Below are 13,924 nucleotides of genomic sequence, written 5' to 3' on the forward strand. Positions count from 1 at the left end.
TGAACGGGGTTGGTGTCGGCCATTATATGTACTCGCATAGGAAGAAATTCCAGAGCCGCGGGGCAATTCTTCGATCCGGCAGGCAACGCGAGCCGGACGACGGGGTTCTCGCCTAGATCATCGGCTTGAGGAAATTCCAGCAGGCACCGCCAACAAGACCGAGGAAGATCAGCCACCCGACCTGATTGTTCGACCGGAACAGTTTCAGGCACTGGTCGCCGTCATCGATGTCGAGCACGACGATCTGACGCCCCATATGAACGGCCGCGGCGATGAGGCCGGCCATGGACGGCATCGGCACCTGCGCATTGGCGAAGGCTACGGCAAAGCACATCAGTGCGCCGCCATAGAGCACGATCAGCCACGCCTTCGTATTCTCTCCGAAGAGGCGCGCGGTGGATTTGACGCCGACGATGGCGTCGTCCTCCTTGTCCTGATGGGCGTAGATGGTGTCATAGCCGATCGTCCACATGATCGCGCCGACATAGAGCAGGATGGCCGGCTCGTTGACATCGCCGAACTCGGCCGACCAGCCCATCAGCGCGCCCCACGAGAAGGCGAGCCCAAGCACGAATTGCGGCCAGTTGGTGATGCGCTTCATGAACGGATAGGCCGCAACAACCGCCAGCGAGCAGATGCCGAGCAGGATGGTGAAGCTGTCGAACTGCAGCAGAACCGCAAGGCCGACCAGCGCCTGCAGGACGAGGAACAGCCACGCCTTGCGACGGCTGACCTTGCCCGACGGCAGCGGGCGCGAGCGCGTGCGCTCGACCTGATTGTCGATGTTCACATCAACGATGTCGTTGTAGGTGCAGCCGGCGCCCCGCATGGCGACGGCACCGATGAAGAAGAGAATCAGCGTCGACGGCAGGGGCAGAAGCGAGTCCAGCGTATCTTCCGGGCGGGCATAGGCCGATGCCGCCATCGCAGCCGACCACCAGCACGGCCACAGAAGAAGCTGCCAGCCGATGGGACGGTCCCAGCGCGCAAGCTGCGCGTACGGCCACAGGGCACGCGGCAGAACACGATAAACCCAATGATCGCTCGGCGCATCGGCGACGCGTCCCTGCGATGCTTTCGTCTGAATGGTTTCCATGGTGGTTCAAGTGGCAGGAGCGGGCGCGAGCGTCAAGCCGCAGGTTGAAGCACTCCGCCGCTAAACCTCGCGATACCAGAACAGGGCGATCTCGCTGCTTTGCGGGTCCAGGCCCCGATAGAGGCAGCGGTCGATGCCGCCCAGACGAAAGCCATGCTTCTCATAGAGCGCACAGGCGGCAAGGTTGTTGTTCTGCGTTTCCAGCATCAGGCCGGGCAGGTTTTCCACTTTTGTCCAAGCGATTGCCTGTTCGATCAGCGCGGAGCCGATTCCCTGCCCGCGCATGCTGCGGTCGACACCGATCGTCTCAATCAGCGCATAGCCATTCCAGTTGCGTGAAAGGACCATGTGCCCTGCAAGTCGGTCATCCAGCCTTGCGATGAACAGCGCCGTCCCGTCATCAATCCCGCCGTCTTCGCCGTAATTCTTAAGGTACGGTACGACCGGGGTCCTGATCCAATCGGTCACCGGCTTGCCGAATTCCGGTTCGGCGAACGCCTCGACCATGAAGCTGAAATCTCCCTGCCCTGCTGCGACGAATTCAGCGGTGTCGGCGCGTTCGGTTATGACAGGCATGGCTTCACCTCAGTTTGCATGTATCCCAGATGGGATTTGTCGCCAGCGGACGCAATGACCTGAGCTTTGGTGGAAACAGCCGCAAATCGGGCATTACGCCTTGACCTTGATAGCCATCGCCAATAGCGGAAACCCTTGCAATCCGACACGCGCGAGGTCTGCCCATGAACGTTCTCCTTCTCGGCTCCGGTGGCCGCGAGCATGCGCTGGCGTGGCGGCTGGCGGCGTCGCCTTTGCTGACAAAGCTTTACGCTGCACCGGGCAATCCCGGCATCGCCGAGGAAGCCGAACTGGTGGCGCTCGACATCGGCGATCACGATGCGGTGCGTCGCTTCTGCCTCGATCAGGCAATCGATCTCGTCGTCATCGGGCCGGAAGCGCCGCTGGTGGCCGGCCTTGCCGACGATCTGCGGGCGGCGGGCATCCGCGTTTTCGGCCCCTCGAAAGCCGCAGCGCAACTGGAAGGCTCCAAGGGTTTCACCAAGGACCTGTGCGCCCGCTTCAACATCCCGACCGGCGCCTACGGGCGTTTTTCGGCGCTTGAGCCGGCAAAGGCCTATGTGCGCGAACAGGGTGCGCCGATCGTCGTCAAAGCCGATGGCCTCGCCGCCGGCAAGGGCGTGACCGTGGCGATGACGCTGCCCGAAGCCATCGAGGCACTGGAAGCCTGTTTCGACGGCTCCTTCGGCGCTGCGGGGGCCGAAGTGGTGATCGAGGAATTCCTCACGGGCGAGGAAGCCAGCTTCTTCTGTCTGTGCGACGGCAGGACGGCGCTGCCCTTCGGCACGGCGCAGGACCACAAGCGCGTCGGCGACGGCGACACCGGGCCCAACACGGGCGGCATGGGCGCCTATTCGCCCGCGCCGGTGATGACGCCCGAAATCATCGAACGCACCATGCGCGAGATCGTGGAGCCCACCATGCGCGGCATGGCCGAAATGGGCAACCCCTTTCAGGGCGTGCTGTTCGTCGGTCTGATGATCGATGACGAAGGCCCGAAGCTGATCGAATACAACACCCGCTTCGGCGATCCCGAATGCCAGGTGCTGATGATGCGCCTGAAGGAAGATCTGCTGGTGCTGCTCAACGCCGCTGTGGATGGTCAGCTCGCCCATACATCCGCCCGCTGGCGCGACGAAACGGCGCTGACCGTTGTGATGGCCGCGAAGGGCTATCCGGCCTCGCCGGAAAAAGGCAGCGTCATCCGTGGCGTCGAAGCTGCGGCTACAGGTGAGAATGTGGAAATCTTTCATGCCGGCACGGCGATGCGTGATGGAGAACTGATCGCCAATGGCGGCCGGGTGCTGAACGTCACCGCGATGGGCACCAGCGCCGGCGAGGCGCAGAAACGTGCCTATGAAGCTGTCGAGCGCATCGACTGGCCGGAAGGCTTCTGCCGCCGCGACATCGGCTGGCGTGCGGTGGAGCGCGAAAGAGGCTAATCCTTCGCCGAATCCGCAGCCGGGATCGATCCGGTGGCTATCGGGTCGATCCCGGCTGCGGATTCGGCGTCGGCGACCATCTGCTGGAAGGCCTCCAGCTTGCCAGCTGCATATTCCGCCATTCCATGGCGATACCGGCCCTTGTAAGGCCCGCTCATCGCCACGGCCCAGCCATAACGCATCCGGCGCCAGCCTTCGCCGGCCGCTTCCGCCAGCATTGAAAATGTCGGCAGCCGGGCGACATCGGCGTATGCGATGGTAACTTCACCCTCCAGCGCGTCGGCGCGCGCGACGGGCACCGGCACGCGAAACAGCATATCGACCGGCACGCCGACCAGACCGCCGAAAGGCCAGGCAGTACGCAGTTCCTCTGCCGTCATCGCCGCGACGTTCACGTCGATATCGGTCGGCGTTCCGGGCACGCGATACGGGCAGCGCCGGGCGTTGCAGTTGGCCTGCGTTGCGAACTGCCACAGCGCGTAGCTCTGCCAGTTGCCTTTTGGGAAATGCATGTCGATCTCGGGCTTGTAGCGCGCATACCAGAGCGGCAGCCGCGACAGCAGCGGATAGAGATGGCGGTGGTCGGCGATATGCTGTGCGGTCGAGCCGTTGGTGTAGAGAACCGGGAAGCGTCCGACGCGGCGATGCACATGGCGCACGAATTCCTCGGCGTCGGCCAGCGACATCCACTTTTCCGGATCATTGTCCTCGATGTCGAGCGCCATCAGGTCATCCGGACCGGGCCGCGCGAAATCGATGAAATTGTTCGCCTGTTCGATCGGATTGCCGGGACGGGCAAGATGATAGGCGCCCCATTCGAGGCCGAGCGCCCGCGCCACGGTGCGCCGTGTCTGAAACAGCTCCTTTGCCACCGCATGGCGGCGAAACAGCGCCCGGCACAAGCGCACCTCGGTCTCGTCACCCTTGCACGCATAGGGCGGAGGCAGCCCGTCGGAGGCCTTGTTGATGAAGCCGACGATGCGCTTGTCGCTCGCAAGCTCGGCCCAGTCTATCGAATTATATTCGTAGGCATCGATGACCAGCGCGCGGTCATCGCGTTTCCACGGCTCGCTGAAATCGGACGCAAGCGCGGTGGACGGCGCGGCAAAGGCAATTGCCGCCGCGGCGAACAGCCTGCGCCAAAAGTCTGATTGCGTTGCTCCCAAGCCGGTGTTCCTTGCGATTGACCGGCAATCCTCACCATTTATGGTTAACAGATTGTTGACGTCCCATCGGCCGCACCTTTCCCGAAGGCGAGGATCATAGGTGGGTCCGTAAAATCCGCGTGACAAAGTTTGACGTTTACGTAAAAAGGACAAGCGGGAAGCTGGCGCTCGCCGTTCCCCGCAGTCTGTAAGTGCCGCCAACAGCCTCAGGAGGAGCCCGCATGTATCGCGCACCGGTCGAAGAAATCGCCTTCACTCTCAAGCATGTGGCCGGACTGGAGGAAGCGCTCGCCTCGGGCGCGCTGGGCGATCTGGGCAGCGATCTCGTCGATGCGGTATTGGCCGAGGCCGGGCGTTTCGCCACGGAAGAGGTAGCGCCTCTTTACAAGGCCGGCGATGAGGTCGGCGCGGTGCTGAAGGATGCGGCCGTCACCACCCCTCCCGGCTGGAAGGATCTTTACACACGCTGGCGCGAGGGCGGCTGGAACAGCCTGACCGGGCCGGAAGAATATGGCGGACAGGGTCTGCCGATGATGCTCTCGGTCGCCGTTCTGGAAATGTGGAACTCGGCCTCCATGGCCTTCGGCATCGGCCCGACGCTGACAATGGGCGCGGTCGAAGCGCTGGAAAAGCATGCCACCGATGAGCTGAAGTCCACATATCTCGAAAAGCTGGTGTCGGGCGAATGGATGGGCACCATGAACCTGACCGAACCGCAGGCCGGTTCCGACCTCGCAGCCCTGCGCACCCGCGCCGAACGCGTGGGCGACGGCACCTACCGCATCTTCGGTCAGAAGATTTTCATCACCTATGGCGAGCACGATTTCACCGACAACATCGTGCATCTGGTGCTGGCGCGCCTGCCGGACGCGCCGGCGGGAACGCGCGGCATCTCCCTGTTCCTCGTGCCGAAATTCTTCGTCAACGCGGACGGCTCGCTCGGCGCGCGCAACGACGTGTTCTGCTCCGGTCTCGAACACAAGCTCGGCATTCACGGCTCGCCCACCTGCACCATGATCTATGGCGACGGTTTCGGCGGGGCGGAGCCCGGCGCCATCGGCTGGCTGATTGGCGAGGAAAACAAGGGCCTCGCCTGCATGTTCACGATGATGAACAATGCCCGTCTGGCAGTTGGCATGCAGGGCGTGGCGATTGCAGAGGCGGCGTTCCAGAAGGCGCTGGCCTACGCCAATGAGCGCCGGCAGGGCAAGGCCGCTTCCTATACGGGCGAAGGCATGGCGCCGATCGTCCACCACCCCGATGTTCAGCGCAATCTGCTGACCATGAAGGCGCTGACGCAGATCGCCCGCTCCATCTCCTACAACTGCGCTCATGCCATCGACATGGCGCGCGTGTTGGAAGGCGACAAGGCGCAACACTGGCGCGACCGCGCCAATCTTCTCACGCCGCTGGCCAAGGCCTTCTCCACCGATGTCGGCGTGGACGTCGCCTCGCTCGGCGTGCAGGTGCATGGCGGCATGGGCTTCATCGAGGAAACGGGGGCTGCCGCCCTTTACCGTGATGCCCGCATCGCGCCGATCTACGAAGGCACCAACGGCATTCAGGCCATCGACCTCGTGACCCGCAAGCTGCCGCTTGGCGAAGGCCAGCATGTGCATGGCTATATCGGGGAGCTTGGCGCAATCGTCGACGGGCTGAAGGGCGTGGAGGGCTTTGGCCGCTGCGAAAAATTGCTTCGCGAAGCGCTTGATGACCTGACCGAAGCGACGCGTTATTTGCAGGAACAGCTTGCCGGAAACTCCATGCAGGAGGCGCTGAGCGCCGCAACGCCTTATCAGCGCCTGATCTCGCTGGTGGCTGGCGGCGCCTATCTCGCGCAGGCGGCCCTTGCCGGCCATGACAGCGAGCGCATTGCGCTCGCCCGCTTCTTCGCCGAGAACATGCTGGGCGAAGTCGCGGCGCTGAAAGAGCGGGTGCTGGGCGGTGCGGAGAGCCTCAGCCTTGCCGGCGCATCGCTGATAACGGCCTGACGGGCTGCGGGAGGAACTGATCTTGACCCATCACATACAGATCGAACGGCGCGGCGCGGTTCAGCTCATTCGCATGAACCGGCCCGAAAAGAAGAATGCGCTGACCCGCGCCATGTATGCGGCCATGGCCGACGCGCTGACCGGCGGCGATGCCGATCCGGCGGTGCGCGTGCATGTCTTTCTCGGCGTGCCGGGCGCTTTCTCGGCAGGCAACGATCTTGCCGATTTTCTCGCCATTGCCACCGGCGGCGAAGGCGGAACCGAAGTGTGGGATTTCCTGCTGGCGCTGGCCGGATCGCAGAAACCGATCGTGTCGGGTGTGGATGGCATTGCCGTCGGCATTGGAACGACCATCAACCTGCATTGCGACCTGACGCTGGCCACCCCGCGCACCGTGTTCCGCACCCCCTTCGTCGATCTCGGTCTCGTGCCCGAAGCAGGATCCAGCCTGCTGGCTCCTCGCCTGCTCGGCCGGCAAGGCGCTTTTGCGCTGCTCGGTCTCGGGGAAGGCTTTTCAGCCGAACGCGCCCATCAGGCAGGCCTGATCTACGGCGTCGTCCATGAAGACAGGCTTGAAGAGACGACGCTGGCGGCAGCCGAAGACATCGCCGAAAAGCCGCCGGAAGCCCTGAAGATCGCCCGCGACCTCATGCTCGGCTCCCGCGAAGAGCTCAAGGAACGCATCCGGATCGAGAGTGCACATTTCCGCGAACGGCTGACGTCGGAAGAGGCGCGCAACGCGCTCATGGCCTTCATGAACCGGAAGAAGGGCTGAGCCTCAGATCAGGCCGTGATCCTTCATGGCCTGAGCCTCGTCCGGGGTGATCCATGCAAAGATCTTTGCCTCGCCGCCGGCGAAGTTGACGAAGTAGATATTGCGGAAGGCAATCGTTCCCTTCGCCCCGTCCCGCGGGCGAAGGTAGTCGAATTCCCAGTCCGCTTTGACCATGGCGTTGGCGTCGTCCAGCATCTCCACGTCGAGAGCGATGATCTCGAACCGTGTTCCGCCGATGGACCGGTAATTCCTGAAGCCCTGCCGCAGGATGTCCGGGAATGACGAATCTTTCGTCCCGCCCATCACGCCTGCCGGGCCAGCGCCAACAAAATGGTCGGCGAAAGCTCCGGCCAGCGCATCGATATCGGCGCTGTCCGGCGCCAGAAGGGCGGCGTTGCTGTTGCGGCTGTAGCTGAAGAACAATGCCCGCGCCTGCCCTTCCCGCGTGTTCATTTCCCGCTCATGGATAGAGGCGTGTCGTCTGCCAGCCCGTACTATCGGATTGGCGCGAGAAAACGACGCGATCATGAAGCCGGAACGGACGATCGTGCCAGAATTCGATGGTCTTCGGCAGAATTCTGAAACCGGACCAGTGAGAAGGGCGCGGAATGCTCCCCACCGCGTGGCGTGCGGTATATTCGGCAACGGCCTTTTCCAGAGCGAACCTGCTTTCCAGCGGCCGCGACTGCTTCGAGGCCCAGGCACCGATCCGGCTGCCACGTGGGCGCGAGGCATAATATTCATCCGCCTCCGCATCCGACACGATTTCCACAGGTCCGCGCACCCGCACCTGCCGGCGCAGTGATTTCCAGTGGAAGCACATGGCCGCCTTCATGCTGCCGAGGATTTCGCGGCCCTTGGCACTTTCGAAATTGGTGTAGAAGGTGAAGCCGCGCTCATCGAAGCCCTTGAGCAGCACCATGCGCACGTCCGGCAGGCCCTCCTCATCGACAGTGGCCACCGCTACCGCGTTCGGATCGTTGGGCTCGGAAGCTGACGCATCGTCAAGCCATTGGGCAAACAGGCGAAACGGCTCCTCCTCCTGCGTAAAGTCATGATCTGTTAACTTGGCATCGCTCATAGTTTTTCTCGAATTTCAACTTTCACCGGAGATGGGCGATTGTCGCGCAACGCGCAAGCTTCTGACAACCGGTGGACTCCACGTGGGATTTCCGTCTCCGTCAGGGCAATCGCGTGCGTCGTCCTCCTGTCGCTCGGTGGCTGCGGCATGGGCGGTTTCAGCCTCGACAAAGCTGAAATAGACCGTTCGATCATCACCAGCAATGTGCCATCCACCGTGAGTGGCACGGCCACCGATGCCGGCCTTGCTGCCGACCAGATGACCATCCGCAACGCAGCTTCCGCAGCCGATCTTGAAGAACTGGCCGGACAGCCCCTGGCATGGGCCAATGCGGATACGGGCTCCCGTGGTGCAATCTCGGCGATTGCCGAAACCAAAGCGAGAGGCGAACTGTGCCGCGCTTTTTCCAGCAGTCGTGAAAGTTTCGACGGCGTGACGCTCTACAAGGTGCGTATCTGCATGGTCGGGGCCGGCGCCTGGCGCATCGACGAGTTCAGGCCGGCCTGAAGCATGTCCCCCGAAAGTGGAAACCGGTTTCGGGATCACGACGTGCATAAAAACAATAGCTTAAAGCGTAAGGAGCGAATCTGAAAGATCGCGACACGCTTTAGGATCAACGCCCCGGCGGCAATCCAGTCTGTTTGTATATCCGGCCCCCTCTGCGGCCGAAGATCGAGGCTGGGGTGCTGCCCTTTTCGACAAGGCTCCGTTCTCATTGCGAGTTCCCCGGACGCTTTCGTGCAATCCCCGCCCGTCTCAGAGCGAATTTCCGGGGGGCATGTCTCGCCCCATTCTGCAAGCCGCCTGACATCGCCGGCAGCCTCTCTCCTCAACCGAAAGGAGCCGAGCCCGCGCGGTTCCTGAGACCGGAACCGCATCCGCAGAGATACAACCTTAGGGTTGTACAAAAGCCACCGCAGTCAGATTTCCGGCACGCATGCCGGTAAGGACAACTCATCGAAGAAGGTGGTCGTCTGGGCATTTTTCAGAATCACAAAAGGGAAAAAGAAGAGGCCTCGTAAAAGGTTACGGCCGCCCCCCTATAGCGAGGCCTCTCTCGACTGGAGATCGAGACCTATACGCTCTCATAGGTTGCATTATTTGTAAATAATCTATTTATAATTGCATATCTGACCAACGAAACTGCACCGCCACCAAGCCTCCGGCCGCCCCCGGACATGTGCCCTTAATGCAACATTTGATTGTAATACATAAAATTACACAACCAAAAGATGTAATTTTCCTTGCCTCAAAAGGCCGGCTGGGAAATCAATCACCACGGAAAGAGGGGGCGACTCGCACGATCTTTTCATCCACGGCCTTCGGGCTCACAGAAAACCATTCAGTTCTGAACTGGAGAACATAAATGAACATCAAGAGCCTTCTTCTCGGCTCCGCTGCGGCTCTCGTCGCAGTCTCCGGCGCCCGCGCCGCCGACGCCATCGTCGTGGCCGAGCCTGAACCAGCCGAATACGTTCGCATCTGCGACGTCTACGGCGCTGGCTACTTCTACATCCCCGGCACCGAGACCTGCCTGAAGATCGGCGGCTACCTGCGCTACGACATCGGCGTGGGCGACGCTCTGGGCCTGAAGTCGATCGACAAGAAGGACGCCTACAACTTCATTCGCGGCACCGGTAACACTGTCGACACCAACGACACCTACTTCAAGCGCATGCGCGCCCAGCTCACCTTCGACGCCCGTTCGGAGACCGAGTACGGCACCCTGCGCGGCTTCATCGCCACTTACTACCAGCGCGATTCTGTCGAGAGAGATCTGGTTCTCAATGGCAATGATTATACGTATTCCGACACCGAGTCGGCATGGGCTCTTGAGCACGCCATCATTCAGCTTGGCGGCCTGACCATCGCTTACACCGACTCGCTGTTCGAGACGCTGACCGACTCGGCCGGCTCGGTCATCAACGACGGGATCGGCGTCAACTACACGCCGGGCAAGACCCACCTGATCGCCTACACCTTCGATGGTGGCAACGGCTTCTCCGCCACGATCGGCGTGGAAGAGGGCTCGGGCGAAGAGTACACCCTTGATTCCTACGTCCCGCATGTCGTGGCTGGCGCCTCGTTCACGCAGGGCTGGGGCAAGATTGCCGGCGTGATCGGCTACGACGCCAACTTCGGTGAAGTTGCCGGTAAGGTCCGCGTCGACTTCAACGTCAACGAAGCTCTGAGCCTGTGGGTGATGGCTGGCTATCAGGACTACAATGCTGAGCGCGCCTGGTGGTCGGACCAGTTCGATCTTTCCGGCCGCAGCAGCTACTATGGCGTCTGGGGCGGTGACTGGGCTGTCTGGGGCGGTGGTCAGTATCGCTTCAACGAGAAAGCCTCACTGGACGTGCAGCTGGCCTACGACGACAACGAAACCTTCGGTGCCGCAGTCGGCGTGAACTACGCGCTGGTTCCCGGCTTCAACATCCGTCCGGAAGTTGTGTACGCCTCGGGTTACGAGCGCGACATCAACAACAACAAGATCGGCGGCAAGAAGGATGGCTGGGGTGGTTACCTCCGCTTCCAGCGTTCGTTCTAAGATCGGTTTCACCGTCTGAACAGAAGAACCCGGCAGTTTCCTGCCGGGTTCTTTTTTTGTTGTGGTCGATTATCGGAAAGCGTCAGGTCCGGGCGATGATTTCCTCACCGTCGATCACCAGCCTCAGACCAAGGTTGCCGGTGCGGCGGCGGGCAAGGAAGCGGGGACGCCTGCGGGCCGGCGCGCGGCCCTGCCGGCGCTCCTGCGGCGGCATGGTCTTGATCGCAGCGCCAAGCGATTCCTCCAGCGTGCGGGCCACGCCATCAGCCTCGATCAGCAGCATGGGCAACCGGTAGGCTTCCGACCAGGCGCGCCAGTCGGCGGCCACGTCGTCCAGATCATGGGCGACCAGCAGCGGCACGGACAGCATGGGGTCGTCGTGAAGAAGCTCCAGCGTCACCGTGACATTGCCATCGGCGTCTTCCAGCGCGCGGGCTGCAACACCCCGGAACACATTGGATGGCAGCGCGATGACGGCCGGCAGGCCGCTCATCTCCAGCGTCCGGCGCAGGACCGCGCCGCGATGATCCACAGTCAGGGTAACATCGCCATGGTCCTCGCGGCTGGCGTAGCTCACCATCTGCGGCAAGCGAAAGGGGTCGAGGCGCATGTTGCGCCCCGCCCAGACCGGCTTCAGTCCAGTTTGCATTGGTGCCTTCCTGTTTTCTTCCGAGAGCCGGTATTCCGGTCTCCCCGGGCCGTTTTCGGCCTCGTTATGCAAGGCAAGGTAACGTGAGCCCCTTACCGGGGCGCTTAAGAAATTCGGTTAAATTTTGCTGATCTTCCAGATGGTTAGGAAAATCCAACCGGAAGGCATCGGCGTAAAGGCTCAGATAACCTTACCCGGGTTCATGATGCCGGCCGGATCGAACGCCGCCTTGATGCGGCGCATCAGGTCGATGGCCATGGGCGGCGCCGTAGCGATCAGCTCGTCGCGCTTCAGCTGGCCGATGCCATGCTCGGCCGAGATCGATCCTACGAAATCGCGCACAACATCATGCACGGCATCATTGACGGCACGGTAGAGGGCGAGGAAGGCCGCATCGTCGCCGTCTGCGGGCCGGGAGACATTGTAGTGCAGGTTGCCGTCGCCCATATGGCCGAAACAGACCGGGCGCGCGCCGGGTGCCACCTGCTCCACGGCCTTGCCGGCCTTGTCGATAAAGGCGGGGATCGCGGCAGTCGGCACGGAAATGTCGTGCTTGATCGAAGCGCCTTCGGGTTTCTGGGCTTCGGGCAGAACCTCGCGGAAATTCCAGAGAGCCTCGGCCTGCGAGAGGCTTGCGGCAATCACCGCATCACCTGCGACGTCTTCCTCAATTGCCGCGCCCAATATGTCCTCTATCAGGCCACGTGCGTCTTCGGCGGAGCGGCCGGAGGAAATCTCCATCAGCACATACCATGGCCAGTCGCTCGTCAGGGGCCGCACCACGCCGGGGGCATGGGCCAGCGTGAAATTGTAAGGCCGCTGCCCGATCAGCTCGAAAGCGGTCAGTGAACTGCCGGCCCTGTCGCTGGCCATTGCGAACAACTGAAGCGCGGCCTCCGCCGATGGCAGACCGACGAAAGCGACCTCCCTGCCCTTCGGCATCGGAAACAGCTTCAGCACCGCCGCGGTGATCACGCCAAGCGTGCCCTCCGCCCCGACGAACAGGTTTTTCAGGTCGTAGCCGGTGTTGTCCTTCTTCAGCTTGCGCAGATCGTCGAACACCTCGCCGGTGGGGAGCACCACTTCCACGCCAAGGCACAGTTCGCGCGCGTTGCCATAAGCCAGCACATTCGTGCCGCCGGCATTGGAGGAGAGATTGCCGCCGATCTGGCACGAGCCCTGCGCGGCCAGCGAAAGCGGAAACAGCCGGCCAGCCTGCGCCGCCGTTTCCTGCAGGGTCTGGAGGATGACACCGGCCTCGGCCGTCACCGTATTCGACAGGAGATCAACCTCGCGGATGCGGTTGAGCCGCGATAGCGACAGCACCACCTGCCCGCCGCCGGAGTCCGGCACCTGCGCCCCAACAAGTCCCGTATTGCCGCTCTGCGGCACGATAGGCGTACCCGTTTCGGTCGCCAGCCGCATGATGCGGCTCACCTCTTCGACGCTGCCCGGCCTCAGCACCAGCGAGGTGCGCCCATGCCAGAGCCCGCGCGGCTCGATCAGATAAGGAGCAATGTCCTGCTGCGAAGTGAGCGCATGGCGCGCGCCGACGATTTCCGCGAAACGCTGCACCAGACCAGAATCGAGGAAAAGTGCCGCGTCTGCCATCGATTCTAGTCTCCGTTCACCACATCACGCGGAGCTGCTGCCCGCGCCAGCCGGTCATTGATCGCTTCGCCAAGCCCCGTCATCGGGACGGGCTCGACCGCAATGGCGGCAGCGCCGCTGCGGTCCAGTTCATGCATGAAGGAAAAAAGGTTGGCGGCCGCCTCACGCAAATCGCCAGAAGGCGATAGGTTGAGTACCGCCACCGCATTCTGCTCATTCGCCACGCGCTGCGGCCCGAAGGCCAGCAGCGCCTCGCCGGGATGCACGCGTTCCACGCCAAGCCGCATTCCAGCCTTCGGCGCATAATGCGACATCATCATGCCCGGCGCCTCGATGCCCTTCGCGCCGCGCTCAGGCTGCCGGCCGTAAACCGCTTCGATTTCGTCCGCCGCGATGCCGCCCGGGCGAAGCAAGCGCACCTTGCCGTCCTCGACCTTGACGATGGTCGATTCCAGGCCGACAGGCGTTGCGCCATCGTCCACCACAAGCCTGATGCGCTGGCCGAGATCGGCAGCGACCGCCTGCGCGGTGGTGCCGCTGATGCGCCCCGACGTGTTGGCGCTGGGGGCCGCGAGCGGCCGCCCCAGAGCCGCGATCAGTTTCGCGCCGAAACCGCGCGGCATGCGCAGCGCGATGGTGTCCAGCCCGGCGGTCGCCAGCGGATGAATGCCGGCATCCGGCTGCATCGGCAGGACCAGTGTCAGGGGACCCGGCCAGAATGCCTCAGCCAGCCGGCGCGACAGCGGATCGAAGCGGCCGATGCGCTCGGCCATTGCCATGTCGCTGACATGGGCGATCAGCGGGTTGAAGCGCGGACGCCCCTTGGCTTCATAGATGCGTGCCACCGCCTCGCCGCTGGTGGCATCGCCGGCAAGGCCATAGACAGTTTCGGTGGGGATGGCGACGACCTCGCCGGCCCTCAAAAGGGCCAGCGCCGGCTCCAGAGCCTTATTGGCGGGCAGTATCTCGGCCACGCTCAGTCATCCCCT

At 62.7% G+C, this 13,924-nt stretch carries 13 protein-coding genes; 5 read left to right on the plus strand and 8 right to left on the minus strand.

Annotated features, from left to right (window positions below; translation table 11 throughout):
• Positions 1–112: 112 nt before the first annotated feature.
• Together ubiA and AC5XE7_RS13630 are read right to left on the minus strand one after the other, a co-directional pair.
• Positions 113–1,096: a 4-hydroxybenzoate octaprenyltransferase gene (ubiA, locus tag AC5XE7_RS13625; RefSeq protein WP_495366448.1), complete on the minus strand. Its 984-nt coding sequence runs from the start codon at positions 1,094–1,096 to the stop codon at positions 113–115.
• A gap of 60 nt (positions 1,097–1,156) precedes the next feature.
• Positions 1,157–1,672, minus strand: a complete 516-nt coding sequence (locus AC5XE7_RS13630; RefSeq protein WP_495366449.1) for a GNAT family N-acetyltransferase — start codon at positions 1,670–1,672, stop codon at positions 1,157–1,159.
• Positions 1,673–1,836: 164 nt separating this feature from the next.
• On the opposite strand from AC5XE7_RS13630, the gene purD reads away from it, so the two are divergent.
• Positions 1,837–3,114 (plus strand): phosphoribosylamine--glycine ligase, encoded by a 1,278-nt coding sequence (gene purD, locus AC5XE7_RS13635; RefSeq protein ID WP_495366450.1) that lies wholly within the window; start codon positions 1,837–1,839, stop codon positions 3,112–3,114.
• On the opposite strand, the gene AC5XE7_RS13640 is transcribed toward purD, so the two are convergent.
• On the minus strand, positions 3,111–4,280 hold the full coding sequence (locus AC5XE7_RS13640) for a glycoside hydrolase family 25 protein (protein WP_495366451.1): 1,170 nt from the start codon (positions 4,278–4,280) through the stop codon (positions 3,111–3,113). The two genes, purD and AC5XE7_RS13640, sit on opposite strands and share 4 nt — an antisense overlap.
• A gap of 221 nt (positions 4,281–4,501) precedes the next feature.
• Here AC5XE7_RS13640 and AC5XE7_RS13645 point away from each other — a divergent pair, with 221 nt between their 5' ends.
• A complete protein-coding gene (locus AC5XE7_RS13645; protein WP_495366452.1) occupies positions 4,502–6,271 on the plus strand; it encodes an acyl-CoA dehydrogenase family protein in 1,770 nt (589 codons plus the stop codon).
• Positions 6,272–6,293: 22 nt separating this feature from the next.
• A complete protein-coding gene (locus AC5XE7_RS13650) occupies positions 6,294–7,046 on the plus strand; it encodes a crotonase/enoyl-CoA hydratase family protein (RefSeq protein WP_183828145.1) in 753 nt (250 codons plus the stop codon).
• Positions 7,047–7,049: 3 nt separating this feature from the next.
• On the opposite strand, the gene AC5XE7_RS13655 is transcribed toward AC5XE7_RS13650, so the two are convergent.
• Complete coding sequence (locus AC5XE7_RS13655; protein ID WP_495366453.1) at positions 7,050–7,499, minus strand: hypothetical protein; 450 nt, start codon at positions 7,497–7,499, stop codon at positions 7,050–7,052.
• Positions 7,500–7,506: 7 nt separating this feature from the next.
• The gene (gene pdxH, locus AC5XE7_RS13660; RefSeq protein ID WP_495366454.1) at positions 7,507–8,127 is read right to left on the minus strand and encodes a pyridoxamine 5'-phosphate oxidase; all 621 of its coding nucleotides are present in this window, start codon (positions 8,125–8,127) and stop codon (positions 7,507–7,509) included.
• Between the two features lie 147 nt (positions 8,128–8,274).
• Here pdxH and AC5XE7_RS13665 point away from each other — a divergent pair, with 147 nt between their 5' ends.
• Together AC5XE7_RS13665 and AC5XE7_RS13670 are read left to right on the plus strand one after the other, a co-directional pair.
• Positions 8,275–8,634 (plus strand): RT0821/Lpp0805 family surface protein, encoded by a 360-nt coding sequence (locus tag AC5XE7_RS13665; RefSeq protein ID WP_495366455.1) that lies wholly within the window; start codon positions 8,275–8,277, stop codon positions 8,632–8,634.
• 859 nt (positions 8,635–9,493) lie between these two features.
• Positions 9,494–10,675, plus strand: a complete 1,182-nt coding sequence (locus tag AC5XE7_RS13670; protein ID WP_495366456.1) for a porin — start codon at positions 9,494–9,496, stop codon at positions 10,673–10,675.
• Between the two features lie 82 nt (positions 10,676–10,757).
• Here AC5XE7_RS13670 and AC5XE7_RS13675 read toward each other — a convergent pair whose 3' ends face one another.
• The 3 genes from AC5XE7_RS13675 to AC5XE7_RS13685 all read right to left on the minus strand — a co-directional run bounded on the left by AC5XE7_RS13675 (position 10,758) and on the right by AC5XE7_RS13685 (position 13,909).
• The gene (locus AC5XE7_RS13675; protein ID WP_280199910.1) at positions 10,758–11,324 is read right to left on the minus strand and encodes a DUF6101 family protein; all 567 of its coding nucleotides are present in this window, start codon (positions 11,322–11,324) and stop codon (positions 10,758–10,760) included.
• 180 nt (positions 11,325–11,504) lie between these two features.
• Positions 11,505–12,935: an FAD-binding oxidoreductase gene (locus AC5XE7_RS13680; RefSeq protein WP_495366457.1), complete on the minus strand. Its 1,431-nt coding sequence runs from the start codon at positions 12,933–12,935 to the stop codon at positions 11,505–11,507.
• A 5-nt stretch (positions 12,936–12,940) separates the two neighbouring features.
• Positions 12,941–13,909 carry an L-threonylcarbamoyladenylate synthase gene (locus tag AC5XE7_RS13685; RefSeq protein ID WP_495366458.1) on the minus strand — a complete coding sequence of 323 codons (969 nt, stop codon included), beginning with the start codon at positions 13,907–13,909 and terminating at the stop codon, positions 12,941–12,943.
• Positions 13,910–13,924 lie beyond the last annotated feature (15 nt).

It is taken from the genome of Aquamicrobium sp. YD-1-mutant5 (assembly GCF_059509755.1).